Below are 20,679 nucleotides of genomic sequence, written 5' to 3'. Positions count from 1 at the left end.
ATGCCGTCACCCGCATGTCAGCCCCTCGCCTGTCGCAGCTCTGCCGAGAGTGGCGCGTGACGGCGCCCGCTGGTAAGGAAAGCCATGTTTCAGACCTATGACGACAAGAGCGACGCCACCCATTCGGCTGAACGGTTGGCCGCGCTGCGCACCTCTCTCCAAGAGCAGAAACTCGCGGGCTTCATCGTTCCGCGGGCCGACGAGCACCAGAGCGAATATGTTCCGCCCGCGGCCGAGCGGCTTTCCTGGCTGACAGGCTTTACCGGATCGGCCGGCACCGCCATCGTGCTTGCCGACGAAGCCGCGCTCTTCGTCGATGGCCGCTACACCGTGCAGGCGGCCGCGCAGGTCGACAAGGACGCCTTCGAAGTCGTCTTCATCGGCGACAAGAGCCCGACGGACTGGCTCGTCGAAAAGATCAAGGAAGGCGACCGCATCGGCTTCGATCCCTGGCTCACGACGAGGAGCCAGCGCCGCTCCATGGCGGCGAAGCTCGAAAATGCCGGCGCCGAACTCGTAGCGCTCTCAGAAAACCCGATCGATCTCGCCTGGAGCGATCGCCCTGACACGCCGACGGGCGCCGTCCGTCTGCACCCCGACGAACTCGCCGGGCGGAGCGCGGCCGAAAAGATCGCCGAGCAGAAGGAAGCCCTCGCCAAGCGTCGGGCCCAGGCCGTCGTCCTGACCGATCCCTCGTCGATCGCCTGGCTGTTCAATATTCGCGGCAGCGACGTTCCGCACACGCCGCTCGCGCTCTCCTTCGCGATCGTCCACCAGGACAAGGCGCCGGACCTTTTCATCGACGGGCGCAAGCTCTCCAATGCGGTGCGTGACGCGCTCGCGGACCTCGCTGGCCTCCGTGAGCCGGCCGAATTCGCCGACGCTCTGCGCGCTCTCGGAAAGGGAACAAAGGCCCTTTATGATGCGGCGGGCTCGGCTGAAGCCGTCGCGCTTCTCGTCGAGGAAGGCGGCGCGGAGATCGTCGAAGCCTCCGACCCAATCGCGCTCCCCAAGGCCCGCAAGAATGCCGCCGAAATCGCCGGCAGCCGCGCCGCCCATATTCGTGACGGCGTCGCCGTCACCCGCTTCCTCGCCTGGCTTCAGGCCCAGCCGGCAGGCAGCGTGAGCGAGATCGACGCGGCGAAGAAGCTCGAAGAGATCCGCACCGAAACGGCCGAGCTCGACGGCTCCAAGCTCGAAGATGTGTCGTTCGATTCCATCTCCTCGACGGGACCGAACGCGGCGATGAACCATTACCGCGTCACCGAGAAGAGCAACCGCACGCTTCAAGTCGGCGAGCTCTATCTCATCGATTCCGGTGCGCAATATCGCGACGGCACCACCGACATCACGCGCACCGTGCTGGTGGGCGAGGAAGCGACTTGCGATCGCCTGACGCTCTATCGCGACCGCTTCACGCGCGTCCTCAAGGGCCATATCGCGCTTGCCATGGCGAATTTCCCGAAGGAGACGTCCGGCGCCCAGCTCGACGTCCTGGCACGCACGCCTCTTTGGCAGGCCGGTCTCGACTTCGATCACGGCACCGGCCATGGCATCGGCTCCTTCCTCGCCGTCCATGAGGGCCCGCAGCGCATCGCCAAGAGCGGCCATGTGGCGCTCGAGCCCGGCATGATCGTCTCCAACGAGCCGGGCTATTATCGCGCTGGCGATTTCGGCATCCGCATCGAAAACCTGATCGTCGTGCGGGAGCCAAAAGTCCCGGTCGGCGGCGACAGGCCGATGCTCTCGTTTGAGACGATTTCGTTCGCGCCGATCGATCGCCGCCTGATCTCGCCGGCACTTCTGACGGCAGCCGAGATCGCCTGGCTCGACCTCTATCACGCGCGGGTGCGGGCAAGCATCTCCTTCTGGCCGCATTACACCGACGCGGAGCGCAAGTTCCTCGAGGAATCCTGCCGCCCGATCGTCCGCTAAGCGGAGACCGGAGCGAACATCTCCTCAGCGGCCTTCTTGCCCTTGCAGGCAACAACGAACCAGCGCGCCACCTGGCGCGCTGGGACGCTGAGCTCGGTATCGTCGCGCCAGGCGAGATAATAGGCATAGCCGCTTTCATCGGCCGTGCCGAAAGGCGCCTCCACCCGGCCGTCATCGATCCAGCGATCGATCATCGGCCGGCGTCCGATGCCGAGCCCGACACCGCCCGCCACCGCCTCGATGATCTGTTCCGTGCCGTCGAAAACCATCGCATTGTCGAGTGCGGGCGGCTCGATCTGACGCGCCTGCGCCCATTCCACCCATTCTTCCTTGTGGAAGGCGTTGACGATGAGGCGGACCGATCGCAGCGCCTCCTGCGGATCGGCGTTCTTCGGCAAAAGGCCGGTCTTGCAGACCGGAAAAGTCTGCTCGTTGAAGAGATGCACCGAGGCGATGCCGGGCCAGCTCCCCTTCCCGTGCCGCAGGGCGAGATCGATCTGTTCCCGCTTCAAATCGATGATGCGGTTCGACGGCGCAAGCTGCAGCTTGATCTCCGGCAGCGCCGCTTCGAGCTCCATCAGCCGTGGGATCAGCCACATCGTGACAAGCGAGGTTGGCAAGGTCAGCGTCACGCGCCCACCAGGCCCTGCAAGCCTTTCGGTTGCCCGTCGGATGGTTGCGAAGGCCGGATCGATATCCTCAAAGTAACTTGCGCCCGCAGCCGTCAGCTGGACCGCATTGCCCCGTCTCTCGAACAGCCGCACCCCAAGATAATCCTCGAGCTTGCGCACCTGGTGGCTGATCGCCGATTCCGTCAGCCCGAGAGCGCTCGCCGCATCGCGAAAGCGCCCGCACTGGGCCGCCGCATGAAAGCTCCTCAGAGCGTGCAGCGGCGGCAATGCCGTGAGCTTCGTTTCGTCCATGACACCTCACATGAATTTCATTCATGCTCTCTTGCATCCTGCGCGTTCGAATAACCGCGCCAGTCCGACTACCTTAGCCTCAGTCGATCGGCACAGCCAGCAGGCAAGGCTGATCAATATTCATGGAGGCAATGAATGAAATTCATCCAGCACCTTCTCCGGGCCCGCCGCAAGCGGAACGCCGCCCACGAGCTTCGGGGCCTGTCGCCGGACCTTCTCAACGATATCGGCATCAATCCGGCCGACGTCGACAAGGTGGCCGCAAAAATGCTGTCGAGCGACGAGCTGCCGCCCCAGCAGCCTCACGCGCTTCTCTTCAAGACGGCCCTGTTCCTGCCGATCGACTGGCCGGGTCAGGCGCCGGCGAGGAAGCCGCAATGCCGGCCAGCCTGATATCCCGAGATAGGTTTTGCGGGCGGCGCGGAAGCTTTCCGGACGAAAATCCGGGCCGCGCCGTCCGCTTCGACGCTTTCTTCGTCGGCGTTCCTATTCGCCGATCAGCTTGAACCAGCCATCCTCGTCGATGACTTCGACGCCAAGGTCCGCCGCCTTCTTGAGCTTCGAGCCGGCGCCCGGGCCGGCGACCACGAGATCGGTCTTGCCGGAGACGGACCCCGACACCTTCGCGCCAAGTCGCTCCGCCATCGCTTTCGCCTCGTCTCGGGTCATCTTTTCGAGCGAGCCGGTAAAGACGACGGTCTTGCCGGCGACGGGCGAGGCTGAGGCGACCTTTTCCGCCTCTTCCGGCGTCACCTCGCGCAAAAGCCGCTCGATCTCTTCAAGATTGTGCGCTTCGCCGAAGAACTGGGCGATGGCTTCCGCCACCACCGGGCCGATGCCGTCGATGTCGTTGAGCTCCTGCCAGGCCTGACCTTCCTGATCCGTTGCCGCGCGCGCCCCTTCCACGAACGCCTCGACGGTCCCGTAATGGCGTGCGAGCCGCTTGGCGTTGGTTTCGCCGACATGGCGAACGCCGAGCGCATAGATGAAGCGGTTGAGCGAGATCTGCCGCCTTTCGTCGATCGCCGCAAAGAGATTGCGCACGCTCGTCTCGCCCCACCCCTCGCGATCCTTGAGCTTCTTGAGCGAACGTTCGTCGCGGGCGGAAAGCGTGAAAATATCGGAGGGATGCATGATGAGGCCGTCCCGCCAGAACGCCTCGACCTGTTTCGAGCCGAGACCTTCGATGTCGAAAGCCTCGCGTGAGACGAAGTGTTTGAGCCGCTCGACCGCCTGCGCCGGACAGATAAGACCACCCGTGCAGCGCCGCACGGCATCCGTGCGCCCCGTCTTGGGATCGTGTTCGCGCACCGCCTCGGAACCGCATTCCGGGCATTCCGTCGGAAAATCGAACGGCCTGGCATCCTCAGGTCGCCTCGAAAGGTCGACGTCGAGCACCTGCGGAATGACATCGCCGGCCCGCTGGATGGTCACCGTATCGCCAACACGGATGTCCTTGCCGTCGCGGATCGTCTCGCCGTCGCGGCCGATCCCCTTGATGTAATCCTCGTTGTGCAGCGTCGCGTTCTGAACGACGACGCCGCCGACGGTGACCGGCTTGAGTTTGGCGACCGGCGTCAGCGCTCCGGTGCGCCCGACCTGGATCTCAATGCCTTCCAGAACCGTCGTCGCCTTCTCTGCCGGGAATTTGTGCGCGATCGCCCAGCGCGGCGAGCGTGACACGAAGCCGAGACGCTCCTGCAGGTCGAGCCGGTTCACCTTGTAGACGACACCGTCGATGTCGTAGCCGAGAAGCGCTCGCTCCGCCTCGATATGGCGATAATGCGCGAGCGCCTCTTCGACATTGGCGCAGAGCTTCATGAACGGGTTCGTCGGCAGCCCCCAGTCGCGAAACACCTCCATCACGCCCCATTGCGTGTCCGCCGGCAGCGCCGTCACCTCGCCCCAGCTATAGGCGAAGAAGCGCAAGGGCCGGCTCGCCGTCACTTTCGCATCGAGCTGGCGCAACGACCCGGCCGCGCCGTTTCTGGGATTGGCGAAAACACGGTCGCCCGCCTCCATCATGCGCTGGTTGAGCGCTTCGAAATCGGCGTGGCTCATATAAACCTCGCCGCGCACCTCCATCACCTCCGGCGCACCCTTCGGCAGCCGTTCGGGAATATCCTCGATGGTGCGGAGATTGGCGGTGACATCCTCGCCTTCGGTGCCGTCGCCGCGCGTTGCGCCGCGCACCAGAACGCCGTTTTCGTAACGCAGAGAGGCCGACAGCCCGTCGATCTTCGGCTCGGCCAGAACCTCGATCGCCTCTTCCGGCTTCATCCCGAGAAACCGCCGGATCCGCGCCGCGAAATCGTGGACGTCCTCGTCGTAAAAGGCGTTGTCGAGCGACAGCATCGGCACGCTGTGGCGCACCTTGGCGAAGCGCCCGGATGGCTTTGCGCCGACTTTCTCTGAAGGAGAATCGCTGCGCTTCAGTTCCGGGAAACGGGCCTCGATCGCCGCATTGCGCTGCCGGAGCGCATCATAGGCCGCATCGGACAGCGAAGGCGCATCGTCTTCGTAATAGCGCCGGTCATGCTCAGCGATCTCCACCGCCAGCCGGGCGAGTTCCGCCTGCGCCTCTTCCAGGGTGAGCTTGTCGACCGGCTCGGCGGCAAGCGCCTCTTCGCCTTCCGACGACTTTTTGGAGCGTGGTGCCATGCCGTCCTGTCGCGCAAAGCCGCGCCAAGCTCAAGAGGCTTGGCTCTCACCCACGATGAGCCGTTCGGCCGCCGCCCGCGCTTCGTCGGTGATCGTGGCGCCCGCGAGCATACGCGCAATCTCCTCGCGCCGATCCTCAGCCTCGACGCGGGTCACGGCCGTCGCCGTCTTGCGCCCTTCGTCGGTCACGCGCTTGGAGATGACGAAATGGCCGTTGGCACGGGCCGCAACCTGCGGCGCATGTGTGACCGACATCACCTGCACGCGCTCTGAAAGCCGTGCGAGCCGCCGCCCGATCGCTTCCGCCACCGCACCGCCGACGCCCGAATCGATCTCGTCGAAGACGAGGGTCGGAGCAGACCCCCGGTCGGCGAGCGCCACTTTGAGCGCCAGAAGAAACCGAGCGAGCTCGCCGCCGGACGCAACCTTCATCAAAGGTCCGCGCGCCGTGCCCGGATTGGTCTGCACTTCGAAGGACACCGTGTCGAAGCCATCCGCACTCCGCCGCGCGTCGTCACGCTGCAAATGCACGTGGAAGGACGCCGCCTCGAGTTTGAGAGCGGGCAGTTCGGCGGTCACGGCCCCTTCGAGACCTTGCGCCGCCTCCTCGCGTCGTTCCGACAGAAGGCGCGCCGCCTCGACATAGCTTTCCTCGGCTTCCCGCACCGCATTCTGCAGCCGCGCCAGCCGATCATGGCCGCTTTCGAAATCGTCGAGCTTCGCCGCAAAATCCGCCGCCACACCCGGAAGCTCGTCGGCCTCGCAGCGATATTTGCGCGCCGCCGCACGAATCGCGAAAAGCCGCTCCTCGACACGCTCGAGCTCGCCCGCATCATGCCCAAGCTCGGTGATCGCCGCGGCAAGGCCCGAACGCGCATCTTCAAGCCGATCGAGCGCCTGCCCGATCGCTTCCACGATCGCGTCCATCACCTCCGGCATCTCGGCGCTCTTGCGCTCCAGGCGCCGCATCAAGGCCGCCAGATCGGGCACGGGCGAAACATTGCCGCCCAGCATGTCGAGCGCGTCGTTGAGGTCCCCCGCGACCTTCTCCGCCTGCATGAGAAGGCGCCGACGATCGGCAAGCCGTTCCTCTTCGCCGGGTTCCGGCGACAGCGCTTCGAGCTCTTCCACGGCAGCACGCAGAAAATCGGCTTCCCGCTCCGCCGCCTCGATGGAGGCTTGAAGCTCTTCGGCCTGCCGCTCTGCGTCCCGCAGAACCTGGGCGTGGCCGGCAACCTCCGCCCGCTCCCGTTCCAGCCCGCCAAAGGCATCGAGAAGCCTGCGGTGCTCTTCGGGGGCGACAAGCGCCCGTTCGTCGTGCTGGCCGTGAATTTCCACGAGCTGATGGCCGATCTCACGCAAGAGCGAAACCGACACTGGCTGATCGTTGATGAAAGCGCGGCTGCGTCCGTCGCCCGACTGCAGGCGGCGAAGAACGAGGGGACCGTCGACCTCGATGCCGTTCTCCTCGCATGTGCGGACAACGGCATGCGTCGGGGCGAGATCGAAGACGGCCGTCACCTGGCCCTGGTTCGCGCCGGAACGCACCAGCGCCGCATCGCCGCGCGCGCCGAGAGCGAGCGCCAGCGAATCGAGCAGAATCGATTTGCCCGCGCCGGTCTCGCCCGTCAGGACGCTGAGACCGGCGGCAAAGTCGATAGACAAGCGTTCAATGAGAACGATGTCGCGGATGGTCAGGTTGGCCAGCATGGCCGCCGGAAGCTATCAGGAGGCCTGCCCGGAGCGGAAGGCCCGTGAGATCCAAGATCCCTTGCTTTCCGACGGTTCGACGCCCTTACCAGCAAGAAGCCGGTAGGAATCCTTGTACCAGGGGCTGTCCGGGAAGTTATGCCCGAGCACCGCGGCTGCCGTCTGCGCCTGATCGACAAGACCGAGAGCGAGATAGCACTCGACCAGGCGATGCAGCGCCTCTTCGACGTGACGGGTGGTCTGATAGGCTTCCACGACCGACTTGAAGCGGTTCACCGCCGCCAGATACTCGCCACGCTCCTGGTAGTAGCGCCCGGTCTGCATCTCCTTGCCGGCGAGCTGATCGCGCCCGACCTCGATCTTCCGGCGCGCGTCATCGGCATATTCCGAATCGGGATATTTGCTGAGGATCTGCCCGTAAGCGAGGATGGCACGCTGCGTCATCTCCTGATCGCGCGTCACGTCGGGAATCTGCCGGTAATATGATTCGGCGATGATGTACTGCGCATAGGCCGCATCATCGCTTGCCGGGAACAGCGTCACGAAGCGTTTCGCCTCGGTCACCGCATCCGTGTAATTGCCGCGCTTGTAGTTGAGATAGGCCGACAGGATCATCGAACGGCGCGCATAATCCGAATAGGGATGCTGCTTGTCGATCTCGGCGAACTTTTCCTTCGCCTTGGTCGTCTCCCCTTCCTTCATCGCAGCGAGGCCCTCGTTGTAGAGGACGTCGGCAGGGATGGTCGGTTCCTCCTCGAGGATCTTCGTACGATCGCCGAAGTTCGAGCAGGCCCCGAGCGAAGCGCCGATCGAGGCAATGAGGAGACTGGCGGCGACGATGCGCAGCCCGGGCTTGGTAGCGTCAGAGAAAGTCATGCATCCACACGGAGCAAAAGGGCACGGGCTGCCTCCTTATCGAAGATCAGGCCGACTGCAAAGCCGCATGCACACCGCAATCGCAAATGTCGGCCGGCTGCGATGGGCACAGCACGCAAAAATGGCCGACATGTGGTGATGGCTAAGAACGGTCGGGAGCGAAGGCGGGAGCGAAATAGCCGGGCAGGCCTTCCGCCTGTTCACTGCGACGCGGCGCCGGGTCGGAGGAAACGAGCCAGCTCCATGCGGAGCGATCTTCCAGAAGCGCCGCAAGCGCCATGGCGTTGACCTTGTGGCCGCCGCGATAGGAACGATAATGGCCGATGATCGGCGCCCCGGCGAGAGCGAGATCGCCGACCGCATCGAGCAGTTTGTGACGCGAGAATTCGTCCGGGTAGCGCAGACCTTCCGGGTTGACCACCTTGTCGTCGGCAATCACCACGGCGTTGTCGAGCGAAGAGCCGAGAGCGAGCCCCTTGGCCCACAACGCCTCGACGTCCTTCATGTAGCCAAAGGTGCGCGCCCGCGCGATGTCGCGGCGGAAGCCGTTCGCGGTGATGTTGGCTGCATGCTTCTGCCGGCCGATGACCGGGCAGTCGAAATCGATCTCGACGGTGAAGCGACGCCCGTTATAGGGCAGGAACTCGGCCCAGGACGATCCGACCTCGAGACGTACCGGCTTCAAAACCTTGATCGCGCGCGCGCGTGCAGGCTGCATCGCGATACCGGCTTCGTCGATCGCCTCCACGAAGGCCGCGGCACTGCCGTCCATCATCGGGATCTCGGCGCCATCGACCTCGATCAAAAGATTGTCGATGGAAAGCGCGGAAGTCGCGGCCAGAAGATGCTCGACGGTGGCGACGGAAAGTCCGGCGCCATCACCCAGGATCGTGCACATCTGTGTGCCGACGACGGAGGAAGACCGTGCGGGAATGAAAACTTCTTCGCCCGCCTCGTTGCGGCGAACGAAGATGATGCCCGTATCCGGATCGGCAGGAGACAGCCGCAGCGTGACCGGCTTGCCGCTATGCGTACCGATGCCAGTAAGTGTCGCATCCCTACGGAGCGTCTTCTGGGCGCCCTGGGCGGTCTGTGTCATCAAGCCATCTTTCATGTTGTCGTGCCGGTCGCATCGCGAATCGGAGCGGACCAGCCCTCACCCGACGCGCCGGAAGCTAGCAGCAGCGGTCACAGTTTCGCCAATCAAGCTTTCTTACCTTTTGTTACCGACTTGAAATCTGGCGCGGGCCGGAATTTCTCCATGAAAACAGCAGCTTAAAAATGAAGCGGCCCCGGCGAAAAACGCCGGGGCCGCAAGAGCGTTACAGGCTGTGAGCGCCCATCAGCTGGTCTGGCGCCGCAAGAAGGCCGGAATCTCCAGCTGGTCGTCCTCGCTGTGCCCAGCCGCTGCCGGACGACCATGCGGGTCGAGACCACCGCGGGCGGCCTGATCGACGGCACGCCGCTGCTGCGGCCGGCCGAAGGTTTCCGCAGCCGACGGACGGGCCGGCGCCCGCTCGGGGGCGGCAGCGATGCGCGGCTCGATTTCCATGTCGCGAGCCTGACGCGGAGCCTGGCCTTCCTCGCCCTCGCCGTGCTTGGCGAGACCGTGGGTCAGACGCTGCAGGAGGGAACGCGGACGGCGCTCTTCTTCCTCATTGGCAGCACCCCGGCTGGCGTGGATCTGCCGCTGTGCGATGGCCGGAAAATCCTCCACCTTCGGCATCCGCGGCTGCACGCTCTCCGGCCGCTCCGCAGCCTGCGGAACGAAAGCCTCCTGGCGGCGCACCGGGGCCTCGCGCGTCGCCATCTCGTCATGCGCCTCACGCGGCGCGATCAGGGACGGTTCGGGGCGAAACGGGCCGATTTTGATGCCTTTCTCCTGGCGAACTTCGGCACGCGGCTGCTGGTTCGTGTGCGGCACGGCGGCAGCTGCGGCAGCGACCTGGCGCTCGACCTGCTGCTGACGCGGAGCGGCAAGCTCACGCTCCAGATCCTCGGCCATCGCCTCCTCGAAAGAAGGGGCTTTCGCCGCCACCTGCTCGGGAGCCTGGCGGGCATGTCCGGTCGGACCGCCGACGCTCTTCAGGCGCTGCTTTAACTCCTGCATGCGCTGTTCGGTGTTCTCCGACTGGCGCTGTTCCTGGTCGATGCCGGTGGCGACGACGGAAACGCGGATGACGCCTTCAAGGCTCTCGTCGAAGGTCGCGCCGAAGATGATGTTGGCATCACCATCGACCTCTTCGCGAACGCGGCTCGCCGCCTCGTCGACCTCAAACAGCGTCATGTCCTTGCCGCCGGTGATCGAGATCAGCAGGCCCTGCGCACCGCGCATCGAAACTTCGTCGAGCAGCGGATTGGAAATCGCCTTTTCGGCGGCTTCCACGGCGCGCTTGTCGCCGGAGGCCTCGCCAGTGCCCATCATCGCCTTGCCCATCTCGCGCATGACGGAACGGACGTCGGCGAAGTCGAGGTTGATGAGCCCGTCCTTGACCATCAGGTCGGTGATGCAGGCGACACCAGAATAGAGGACTTCGTCGGCCATGGCGAAGGCGTCCGCGAAGGTCGTCTTCTCGTTGGCGATGCGGAACAGATTCTGGTTCGGGATGACGATCAACGTATCGACGTGCTGCGTCAGCTCGTTGATGCCGGCCTCGGCGAGGCGCATGCGGCGCTGGCCCTCGAACTGGAACGGCTTCGTGACAACACCGACGGTGAGTATACCGGCATCGCGTGCGGCACGCGCCACCACCGGTGCGGCGCCGGTTCCGGTGCCACCGCCCATGCCGGCGGTGATGAAGACCATGTGCGCGCCGGTCAGATGGTCATTGATCTCGTCGATCGTTTCTTCGGCAGCGGCCCGCCCGATCTCCGGCTGCGATCCGGCGCCGAGGCCTTCCGTCACCGCAACTCCCATCTGCACCACGCGGTCGGCACGTGACATCGTCAGCGCCTGGGCGTCGGTGTTGGCGACGACGAAGTCGACGCCCTGCAGGCCTGCTTCGATCATGTTGTTGACCGCGTTGCAGCCCGCCCCGCCGACACCGAAGACGGTGATCCGGGGCTTCAATTCGGTAAGGTCCGGCATATGCAAATTGATGGCCATCTGTTGTCCTTTCGCCGCTGTCCTCGCGTCGGGCATCTGCCTTGCCCACGCCTATTCTCAATTCTCGCTCGGCCCGCGCCGCGCGTCAGAAACTCTCCCTGATCCATCGCCCCATGCGGGCGAAGTATCCATCCGTCCCGGTCATCGCGAACTGACTCGGACGTCTCGTCCGGAACTGCTCGATGCGGGCGACCTGGGGATAGGTGATAAGGCCGAGCGCCGCCGCGAAGGCCGGTCCCTTGACCGCTTCAGGCAAAGCATTCGTCCCCTGCTGCGGGCGGCCGAGACGCACATTGCGTCCAAGCACCCGCCGCGCCGTTTCCGTCAGTCCGGTGAGCTGGCTCGCCCCGCCGGTCAGAACGACGCGTTTGCCGACGATCTCGGCAAATCCCGATTCGTCGATCATCGTGCGCGCCATTTCGAGGGTTTCCTCGATGCGCGGCCGGATGATGCGCGTCAGCGTCGAGCGCGGCACCGCATTCGGCGCATCTCGCTCGTCCTCGCCGACAGGCGGGATCGTCAAAATGTCTTTCTCGTCGGAGATCGAAGGCAGCGCCGAGCCGTGGCGCGCCTTCAGGCGCTCCGCATCGGCAAGCCGGGTCGAGAGGCCGCGCGCGATATCCATGGTGACGTGGTTGCCACCGATCGGCACGCTCGCGGCGTGAATGAACTGACCTTCGTAGAAGATCGACAGGCTGGTCGTGCCGCCGCCGAAATCGAGGCAGGCAACGCCGAGCTGCGCCTCGTCCTCGACGAGGACCGAAAGCGCCGACGCATAGGGCGTCGCAACCACGGTCTCCACTTCCAGGTGGCAGCGGTTCACGGCGAGTTCGAGGTTCGTCAGCGGCGCTTCGTCGGCGGTGACGACATGCATGTCGACACCCAGCTCGTTGCCGAGCATGCCGCGCGGATCGGCGATCCCCCGATGCCCATCGAGCGCATAGCCGATCGGCAGCGAATGAACGACGACGCGCCCATCGGCGACGGAATTGGCACAGCCCGCGCCCAGGACGCGCTGAATATCGATCTCCGACACGCCCGAAGTGGACAATTCGACTGTGGCGGAAAAAGTATCGCTCTTCAGACGCCCGCTCGAGACGTTGACGATGACGGATCCAATCGTCATGTCGGCCATCCGCTCGGCCTGATCAACGGCGATCCGGATCGACTTTTCCGCCTCTTCCAGATCGACGACGGCACCAGATTTGATGCCGCGCGAACGCGTCAGCCCGAAGCCGATCACCTCGGCATGGTGGGTGCGGCCCGCCTGATGGTCGCCCTCGAGCGGCTTCAGGCGCGCAATGAGGCAGGTGGTCTTGGAGGAGCCGACATCGAGCACGCTCACCACGGCGGTGCGCCGAGGCGAAAGCGGCTTGATGCGGGAGCCGGCGTTTTCAGTGATGGCGTTCAAATCTCGCCTCCAGCTTTGGCGAGACGACGGATCACCGATTCATTCTCCTTGATGACGGTTTCGGCCATGTTGTCCGCAAGGCCGATGCGGATGCGGTCCTTGAGACGCAGATCGATGGTGACGATCTCGCGCGACAGGACATCGTCCTTGTCCTGCAGGGCCTTCAGGCGATCGATCGCCTCATCGACCCCGTTCTCCGGCAGCTGAACGGTGATGCCGTTCTTGGTGACCAGATCCCAGCGACGCTCCGAGACGAGCACGGCCGTGCGCATGCGATCCGCCAGGAACGGGTGCCGCTGCAGCATGGCCATGAACCCGTCTGCGCGGCTGTCTGCACCCTTGCCCACGACGAACGGGAGTGCGGCGAAGCGCACATCCTTGTACGGCCCGATGACCACACCGGCGCGGTCGATGATCGAGATCATCTCGTCGTTCTGCCAGAGTGCGAAGGGCGTGCGCTCGGTCAGCGTGATGTCGAGCCGGTTGGGATAGAATTTGCGGATGTCGGCGTCTTTCACCCAGGGCAGCGCGATGAGCCGCTCGCGCGCGTCGCTCGCGTCAAATCCGAGGAGCGAGCCGCCACGAATGTCGAGCTGATCGACGACGGCGGATTCCGGCGTCTCGATCTCGCCCCCGATGCGGATCTCCTGAATGCCGAAGAAGGCGGCGGCGACAGTGCGGTCGAGCAGCGTCATCATGTGACCGCCGGCGATCAGACCGTAAAGAATGGTTGCGCCCAGGAAACCGATCGCGGCGACCTGCCCGTAATGATGCTGCCGGCCGGTCTGCATCTTTTCGACGATGCGACGCAGGCGCGACGGCACGGCACGATTCAGGGTATGGCCGAGACCGGCGCTCAACGCGTCGACCCGAGCCCCCTGATCTGCCAGCCACGTCCCTATCGTCGGCACGATGCATCCTCCACAAGCCACGTCACCAGATCCCCGAAACTGCGGCCTGCATGGGCCGCCATGTCCGGGACCAAGGAGGTCGGCGTCATGCCTGGCTGTGTGTTCACTTCCAGCCAGATGAGCTCATTGCTTTCCTCGCAGTACCTGAAGTCGCTGCGAGACACTCCGCGACACCCGATGGCACGATGCGCCTCCAAAGCGAACCTGCGGATATTTTGGTAAACAAATGGTTTAAGATTGGCCGGGAGAATGTGCTTAGAGCCCCCCTGAAGATATTTTGCATCAAAGTCATAGAAGCCGTGGCCCACGGGAACGATGTCGATGACGTCGAAGGCCTCCTCCTCGCCGGGCCGTCCCATAACGGCACAGGTGAGCTCCTTGCCGGCGACATAGTGTTCGACCAGCACCTCCTCGCCATAGGTCCAGGCATCGCCCAGAAGCGATTGCGGCGGATGCGCCTGATCCTCAGGCACGATCGTCACGCCGAAGGATGAGCCTTCGTTGATCGGCTTCACGACATAGGGGGGCGCCATGACGTGTTCGCGCGCCGTTTCCTCGCGGGTCACGACGCGCTGCTCTGCGACCGGCACGCCGACATTCGCGACGACGGCCTTCGCCTTGACCTTGTGCATGGCGAGCGCGGAGGCGAGCACGCCGGAATGCGTGTAGGGAATTTCGAGGATTTCCAGGAGGCCCTGGATCTTCCCGTCTTCGCCGAAAGGCCCGTGCAGAGCGTTGAAGGCCACGTCCGGGCGCAAATCGCTGAGGACTTTTGCGATGTCGCGTCCGACATCGACGCGCGTCACGCGATAGCCCCGCTCTTCGAGGGCATCGGCACAGGATTTGCCGGAGGAAAGGCTCACCGATCGCTCCGACGACCAGCCTCCCATCAAGACGGCGATATGGGTGTTGCGGGTCACGGCAGCGCCTCCCTCTGCTCCAACCGGCGCTCCTGGCGCTCGGTCCGCATTCGAACGAAGCCGCAATCTCGACCCGAAAGGGTTAGAAATCGTTAACTAAGAGATGGATCGGCGTTTCTTTGAAAAGCGCCGTCTCACGCACCCAGGAACGGCTCGACCTCGCCCGTCTCGCCGAACCGGCCGAGGCGCCGGACCTCCCAATCGAGCCGCACGCCGGAATTGGCGAGAACCCTCGCCCTCACCGTCTCACCCAGCAATTCGAGGTCGTAAGCACTGGCGTCATCCTCGTTGATGAGGAAGTTGCAGTGCATCTCGGAGACGCGCGCGCCGCCGATCTTGAGCCCTCGGCAGCCGGCGGCATCGATCAGCTCCCAGGCGCGCTGGCCGGGCGGATTCTTGAAGGTCGAACCGCCGGTTCGGGTCTTGATCGGCTGCGCCTCTTCGCGGTGTTTTTGCACCGCATCCATCTCGGCTCGGATTTCTTCCTCAGGCCGCCTTTCGCCCCTGAAGAGCGCTTCGACGAAGATGAGCTCCTTGGGCGCGTCGCTGTGGCGATAGGAATAGCCCATCTCCGCCTGCGTCAGCGCATGGCGGTTGCCCTGGCGGTCGAGCGCCACGACCTCGACCAGCCGGTCGCAGGTTTCGCCGCCATTGGCGCCCGCATTCATCCTGAGCGCCCCGCCGAGCCCGCCGGGTATCCCGTGATAGAATGCGAAGCCGCCGAGGCCCGCATCGAGTGCCGCCTTGGCGAAGAGTTTGTCGGGAAGTGCGGTGCCGACACGAATGAGGTCGCCATCGACCTCGAATTTGCCCAACCCTTTGCCGGAGAGGCGCACGACCACGCCTTCGATCCCGCCATCACGGATGAGGAGATTGGAGCCGAGCCCGATCACGGTCACCGGCACCTCTTCAGGCAGAGCTTTCAAAAGAAGCGCGAGATCATCGACATCGGCCGGCATGGCGAGAAGATCCGCCGGCCCGCCGGCCCGCAGCCAGACGATCGGCGCGAGCGGCTCATTCGCCTTCACCTTGCCGCGAAAGCCTTCGAGCAGACCCTCGAGTTCCTGAGCGCGCATCACCATCCCTGCCGATCGAGCTTGCGGCTCACGCAGCCTCGTCGCGCGCATTGAGCTCGCCCGGCAGGGCGTTCGCCCATTTCGAGATCGAGCCTGCGCCGAGGCACAAGACCATGTCGTCCGGCTTCGCAATCTCGGCGATCATGCGGGCCAGTTCCGTTTCGCTCGGCAGCGCTCGCACGTCGCGATGCCCGCCGGCCCGCAGCCCATCGACGAGACTGTCGCGGTCGGCGCCTTCGATCGGATCTTCGCCCGCCGTATAAACATCCGCGACGATGACGGTATCGGCATCGTTGAAGCAGGCGCAAAACTGATCGAAGAGATTGTGGAGACGGCTGTAGCGATGCGGCTGCACGACGGCGATGACCCGCCCGCGGCAGCTCGCGCGGGCGGCCTTCAAGACGGCGGAAATCTCCACCGGGTGATGGCCGTAATCGTCATAGATCGCGACGCCGTTCCAGGTGCCCGTCAGCGTGAAGCGCCGCTTGACGCCGCCGAACGAGGCGAGCCCCTTGCGCACATCCGCCTCGGACACGCCGAGCGCGCGGGCGACTGCGATCGCCGCCGTCGCGTTCGAGACGTTGTGGATGCCCGGCATCGGCAGAACGAGATCTGAGAGCGTCTCCGTTTCGCCCGTCAGCCGGTCACGCCGCTCGATCGAAAAATGCGATTCACCCGGCACGAAGCTCACCGAGTGAAACCGAACCTCAGCCTGGAGATTGGCGCCGTAGGTGATGATGCGCCGGTCTTCGATGCGTTTCACCAGTGCCTGCACCTCGGGATGATCGAGGCACATCACCGCAAAGCCGTAGAAAGGCACGTTCTCGACGAACGCCATGAAAGCGTCGCGCACCTTTTCGAAGGAGCCGTAATGGTCGAGATGTTCCGGATCGATATTCGTGACGACGGCGACGTCGGCCGGCAGCTTGACGAAGGTGCCGTCGCTCTCGTCCGCCTCCACCACCATCCATTCACCGTCGCCCATGCGGGCATTGGTGCCGTAGGCGTTGATGATGCCGCCATTGATAACGGTCGGGTCGAGACCGCCGGCATCGAGCAACGCCGCGACCATGGATGTGGTCGTGGTCTTGCCGTGCGTGCCGCCGATGGCGACCGCGGATTTGAGCCGCATGAGCTCCGCCAGCATCTCCGCCCGGCGCACCACCGGCAAGCCTTTGGCGCGGGCTTCCTTCAGCTCGGGATTGTCGCGCTTGATCGCCGAGGACACGACGACGACCGCGGCATCGCCAAGGTTCTCCGCCGCATGCCCGATCATCACCTCAGCGCCCTTGGCGCGCAGGCGGGCGACATTCGGGCTGTCGGAGACATCGGATCCCTGGACCTGGCAGCCCTGATTGATCAGCACCTCCGCGATGCCGCTCATGCCGATGCCGCCGATCCCCACGAAATGGATCGGGCCGATATTGTAAGGCATTTTCATTGGCGATGTCCTCGCGTCAGGCTGACGAGCTCGTCGACCTGATCGGCGAGCCTTTCGGCCGCGTCCGGCCGGCCGGCCTTTTTCGCGGCGGCGGCCGCTGCGGCCAGTTCGTCGGGATGCGCTATCAGCTCCTTCAACCGCGAGGCAAGGCCTTCCGCGGTCAAAGAGGCTTCCTCCATCATCCAGCCGCCGCCGACATCGGCGAGGAGGCGGGCATTCTCCGCCTGATCCTGATCGAGTGCATGCGGGAAAGGAATGAGGATGGCCGGCCGGCCGATAACGGCAAGCTCCGACACCGTCGACGCCCCTGCCCGGCTGATGACGAGATGGCTTGCGCCGATCTTCGCCGGCAGATCCTGAAAGAAGGAGGCGAGTTCCGCCGAAACGTCGAGACGGCCGTAGAGAAGCCGCACGGTGTCGAGATCCTCCGGCCGGCATTGCTGCACGATCTGAAGCCTCGCACGCAGCGCTCGCGGCAGAAGCGCGATCGCCTCCGGCACCAAAGATGACAGCGCCCTCGCGCCCTGACTGCCGCCGAAGACGAGAAGACGGAAGCTATCCTCCTCGCCGGCAGGCTCATAGGCCGTCCTGCCGGCGTCGATGACGCTTTCGCGAACGGGATTTCCGGTGAAAGCAAGGCGCTTCGCAGAAGCGGCACCTTTCGGATCGGGAAACCCGGTGGCGAGTGCGGCACCGGCCTTCACCAGCAATCTGTTGGCACGACCTAAAACCGCATTCTGCTCATGCACGAGGGCGGGCACACGCGCCATACGCGCGGCAAAGAGGGGCGGTACGGTCGGGTAGCCGCCGAAACCGACGCAGATATCGGCGCCGAGCTCCCGCAGCAGTTTTCGCGATTGCAGGACGCCGCGCGAGAGCTTCCACATGGAGGAGACGGCACGCACCGGATTGCCGGCCGAAAGCGTCGCCGCATCGATGGCGTGAAGCTCGTCCGCAGGCAGATCCGTCGCGTATTGCCCCGCCCTTTTGTCGGTGACGATCGCCACGTCATAGCCGCGCTTCTTCAGCTCGGCCCGCAAGGAGATTGCCGGGAAGAGATGTCCCCCGGTTCCCCCGGCAGCCAGCAAGGCCAACGGCCTGGTCTTATCGCTCATAATTGCTCAGCAAAGCTCGAATGCGGCATGACGGTCACCTTCCGCTCGGCGCGCTCGCGCGACAGGGCGAGGATGAAGCCCATGACGACGGCGCTCGAAAGCAGGGCCGAGCCGCCATAGGAAATGAACGGCAAGGTCATGCCCTTGGCGGGCAGAAGCTGCAAGTTCACGCCCATATTGATGAAGGCCTGCAGGCCGATCTGGGTGGAGAGGCCGGCGATCGCCATGCGCTCGAAAGGCTGCTTGCGCCGGAGCGCATGCATGAGACCGCGCATCACGATGAAGCCGAAGATGCAGATAAGGGCGAGGCACAGGATGATGCCGAATTCCTCGGCGATCACGGCGAAGACGAAGTCGGTATGCGAATCCGGCAGGATCCGCTTCATCACGCCCTCGCCCGGCCCCGATCCGGACCAGCCGCCGCGCTCGAAGGAGCGCATGGCGATATCGACCTGATAGGTGTCGCCACCTTCCGGATTGAGGAAACGGTCGATGCGCGAGGTGAAGTGCGGGAACATGAAATAGGCGGCGAAGAGACCAGCCACCGCCGTGCCCGCAAGCCCGCCGACAAGCGGCAGCGAGACGCCCGCCAGGAAGAACACGGCGCCCCAGACGGAGAAAACGAGGATGGTCTGACCGAGATCGGGCTCTGCGACGAGGAGCGCCGCCGTGATGATGAGCAGGATAACGGCGAGAAGCTTGCCCGGCACTTCCGGATGTTTGGAGCCTTCCGCAAACAGCCACGCCACGATGACGATGAAGGCGGGCTTCAAGAACTCCGACGGCTGCAACGACATGCCCCCGATATAGACCCAGCGCCGCGAGCCCTTCACCTCGTCGCCAATGAAGAGCACGGCGACCATCATAGACAGAGAGACGAGGAGGATGAGAAGCGCGAGCCGCCGAACCTGGCGCGGGGTGAGCAGCGAGATGCTGAGAATGATCGCCGTCGCAGTCGGCGCATACATCGCCTGCCTGAGCGCAAAATGGTAGGGCGAAAGGCCAATACGCTCCGCAACCGGCGGGCTTGCCGCAAAGGATAGGACGACGCCGGCCGCGAGCAGAAGAAGCACCAGGAAGAGCGTCGTGCGATCGACGGTCCACCACCATTCGGCAATCAGGGAACGATCGCGACGACTGATCATGACGCACTCTCCGAGAGCGCAGCCTGCTGCGCGGATGCATCGTCCAGGGCGTTGACGGCGGCGACGAAGGCGCGTCCGCGCGCCTCGAAATCGGGAAACTGATCGAAGGAAGCCGCCGCCGGCGACAGGAGGACGACAGGCTCGTCCTCCGGATCGAGCGCCGCATCCTCCGCCGCCATCCGGACGGCGCGTGCGAGCTCTCCGGCGATGACATGCGGGACTCGCGCGGCAAGCGTGGCGGAGAATTCATCCGCCGCCTCGCCGATCAGATAGGCTTTCGCAACGCGCGGGAAGAAGCCGGACAAGCCGTGAATGCCGCCCGCCTTCGGGCGTCCGCCGACGATCCAGTAGACGGGCTGAAAGGTTGCCAGAGCGGGCGCGGCCGCATCGGCGTTGGTCGCTTTGGAATCGTCGACGAAAAGCACCTTGCCGTGTCGTCCGACGATCTGCATGCGGTGTTCGAGCCCCGGAAAACTCGCCATTCCCTCGGTGATTATCGAGACCGGAACGCCCAGCTCTCGCACCGCCGCATAGGCGCAGGCAGCATTCTGCCAGTTGTGACGCCCGCGCAAGGATGGGAACGCCGAAAGATTGAGCCTCTCACCGTTGCGCGCATCCGTCATCTGCCCGGCTTCGTCGACGCGAATGTCGGCCGCGTCCCGCTCGCGCACCGTGACGCGGGCAAGCCGGGGCGCCTGGGCTCGTTCGGAAAGCGCAACGGCAACCTCTTCCATATCGGTCTCGTCGATGCCGAGGACCGCAAGATCGTCGCCGCCCATCTTCGCAAAGATCCGCTCCTTGGCATGGCGATAGCCGGCCATGTCGCCATGGCGGTCAAGGTGATCGGGCGTCAGATTGAGCCAGACCGCAACGTTCGGCCGAAGGCGGTGGCAGAGATCGAGCTGATAGGACGAAAGCTCGAGCACATAGATTTGCTCGGGGAAACTCCCAGAGACAGGCTCGCTCGCTGAAGGCGCTGCGAGATCGAGCGCGGAGCGGCCGATATTGCCCCCCACCTCGACCGCAATTCCGGCCTCGCCGAGGAGATGCCCGATGAGCGCCGTCGTCGTCGACTTGCCGTTCGTGCCGGTGATGGCGACGAACCGGGCCTTGCCTTCAAGCTCGCGAAACAAAAGCTCCGCATCGCACAGGATCTCGACGCCTGCCCCCCGAGCCATGCCGACGATCGGATGCGGCTCGGGATGCGTGAGGGGCACGCCCGGGGCGAGCGCCAGAGCGGCAAGCTCTTCCCACGGCCATTCCCCCGGCTCTTGCAGCGTGACGCCCTCGCCCGCCGCTTTTGCCCGCGCATCTTCCCGGTTGTCCCAGGCATAGACGCGCGCCCCACCGCTGACAGCGGCCTTGACCGTCGCAAGCCCGCTGCGTGCGAGCCCGAAGACCCCGAGGCTTTTTCCTTTGAGGTGGGAGAGAGGGATCGACATCGCCGGC

Annotated in this window: 16 protein-coding genes; 2 read left to right on the top strand and 14 right to left on the bottom strand. The window is 64.7% G+C overall.

Annotated features, from left to right (window positions below):
• The first annotated feature begins 84 nt into the window (after positions 1 to 84).
• Positions 85 to 1,935, top strand: coding sequence for an aminopeptidase P family protein (locus tag BLP76_RS07225; protein WP_092811042.1), 1,851 nt, complete (start codon positions 85 to 87; stop codon positions 1,933 to 1,935).
• On the opposite strand, the gene BLP76_RS07220 is transcribed toward BLP76_RS07225, so the two are convergent.
• On the bottom strand, positions 1,932 to 2,858 hold the full coding sequence (locus BLP76_RS07220; protein ID WP_092811040.1) for a LysR substrate-binding domain-containing protein: 927 nt from the start codon (positions 2,856 to 2,858) through the stop codon (positions 1,932 to 1,934). The two genes, BLP76_RS07225 and BLP76_RS07220, sit on opposite strands and share 4 nt — an antisense overlap.
• 135 nt (positions 2,859 to 2,993) lie before the next feature.
• Between BLP76_RS07220 and BLP76_RS07215 the strand changes: the two genes are divergently transcribed.
• The gene (locus tag BLP76_RS07215) at positions 2,994 to 3,251 is read left to right on the top strand and encodes a DUF1127 domain-containing protein (protein ID WP_092811038.1); all 258 of its coding nucleotides are present in this window, start codon (positions 2,994 to 2,996) and stop codon (positions 3,249 to 3,251) included.
• A 93-nt stretch (positions 3,252 to 3,344) separates the two neighbouring features.
• Here the strand turns inward: BLP76_RS07215 and ligA are convergent, their stop codons facing one another.
• From ligA to murD, 13 genes are all read right to left on the bottom strand, one after another.
• On the bottom strand, positions 3,345 to 5,519 hold the full coding sequence (ligA, locus tag BLP76_RS07210; protein ID WP_092811036.1) for an NAD-dependent DNA ligase LigA: 2,175 nt from the start codon (positions 5,517 to 5,519) through the stop codon (positions 3,345 to 3,347).
• Positions 5,520 to 5,549: 30 nt separating this feature from the next.
• Entirely contained in the window at positions 5,550 to 7,229 is a 1,680-nt protein-coding gene (gene recN / locus BLP76_RS07205) for a DNA repair protein RecN (protein WP_092811034.1), read from the bottom strand.
• 15 nt (positions 7,230 to 7,244) lie between these two features.
• A complete protein-coding gene (locus tag BLP76_RS07200; RefSeq protein WP_092811032.1) occupies positions 7,245 to 8,105 on the bottom strand; it encodes an outer membrane protein assembly factor BamD in 861 nt (286 codons plus the stop codon).
• Positions 8,106 to 8,247: 142 nt separating this feature from the next.
• Complete coding sequence (lpxC, locus tag BLP76_RS07195; RefSeq protein ID WP_092811030.1) at positions 8,248 to 9,204, bottom strand: UDP-3-O-acyl-N-acetylglucosamine deacetylase; 957 nt, start codon at positions 9,202 to 9,204, stop codon at positions 8,248 to 8,250.
• Positions 9,205 to 9,447: 243 nt separating this feature from the next.
• Positions 9,448 to 11,211 (bottom strand): cell division protein FtsZ, encoded by a 1,764-nt coding sequence (gene ftsZ, locus BLP76_RS07190; RefSeq protein ID WP_092811028.1) that lies wholly within the window; start codon positions 11,209 to 11,211, stop codon positions 9,448 to 9,450.
• Positions 11,212 to 11,296: 85 nt separating this feature from the next.
• A complete protein-coding gene (ftsA, locus tag BLP76_RS07185; RefSeq protein ID WP_207145343.1) occupies positions 11,297 to 12,622 on the bottom strand; it encodes a cell division protein FtsA in 1,326 nt (441 codons plus the stop codon).
• The gene (locus BLP76_RS07180; RefSeq protein ID WP_139163716.1) at positions 12,619 to 13,533 is read right to left on the bottom strand and encodes a cell division protein FtsQ/DivIB; all 915 of its coding nucleotides are present in this window, start codon (positions 13,531 to 13,533) and stop codon (positions 12,619 to 12,621) included. Before BLP76_RS07180 ends, ftsA begins: the two co-directional genes overlap by 4 nt.
• On the bottom strand, positions 13,521 to 14,453 hold the full coding sequence (locus BLP76_RS07175) for a D-alanine--D-alanine ligase (protein ID WP_280139912.1): 933 nt from the start codon (positions 14,451 to 14,453) through the stop codon (positions 13,521 to 13,523). Before BLP76_RS07175 ends, BLP76_RS07180 begins: the two co-directional genes overlap by 13 nt.
• A gap of 134 nt (positions 14,454 to 14,587) precedes the next feature.
• Entirely contained in the window at positions 14,588 to 15,529 is a 942-nt protein-coding gene (gene murB / locus BLP76_RS07170; RefSeq protein ID WP_092811380.1) for a UDP-N-acetylmuramate dehydrogenase, read from the bottom strand.
• Positions 15,530 to 15,557: 28 nt separating this feature from the next.
• The gene (gene murC / locus BLP76_RS07165) at positions 15,558 to 16,970 is read right to left on the bottom strand and encodes a UDP-N-acetylmuramate--L-alanine ligase (RefSeq protein ID WP_092811024.1); all 1,413 of its coding nucleotides are present in this window, start codon (positions 16,968 to 16,970) and stop codon (positions 15,558 to 15,560) included.
• On the bottom strand, positions 16,967 to 18,085 hold the full coding sequence (gene murG, locus BLP76_RS07160; protein WP_092811022.1) for an undecaprenyldiphospho-muramoylpentapeptide beta-N-acetylglucosaminyltransferase: 1,119 nt from the start codon (positions 18,083 to 18,085) through the stop codon (positions 16,967 to 16,969). Before murG ends, murC begins: the two co-directional genes overlap by 4 nt.
• Positions 18,082 to 19,230 carry a putative lipid II flippase FtsW gene (ftsW, locus tag BLP76_RS07155; RefSeq protein WP_092811020.1) on the bottom strand — a complete coding sequence of 383 codons (1,149 nt, stop codon included), beginning with the start codon at positions 19,228 to 19,230 and terminating at the stop codon, positions 18,082 to 18,084. The genes murG and ftsW overlap by 4 nt, the downstream gene beginning before the upstream one ends.
• Positions 19,227 to 20,672, bottom strand: a complete 1,446-nt coding sequence (murD, locus tag BLP76_RS07150; RefSeq protein WP_092811018.1) for a UDP-N-acetylmuramoyl-L-alanine--D-glutamate ligase — start codon at positions 20,670 to 20,672, stop codon at positions 19,227 to 19,229. Before murD ends, ftsW begins: the two co-directional genes overlap by 4 nt.
• Positions 20,673 to 20,679: the final 7 nt, after the last annotated feature.

This window comes from Afifella marina DSM 2698, from assembly GCF_900102695.1.
In the GTDB taxonomy this organism is placed as follows: Bacteria; Pseudomonadota; Alphaproteobacteria; order Rhizobiales; family Afifellaceae; genus Afifella; species Afifella marina.
The sequence above is the reverse complement of the archived record's forward strand: the minus strand, read 5'-3'. Positions and strand labels throughout refer to the sequence as shown.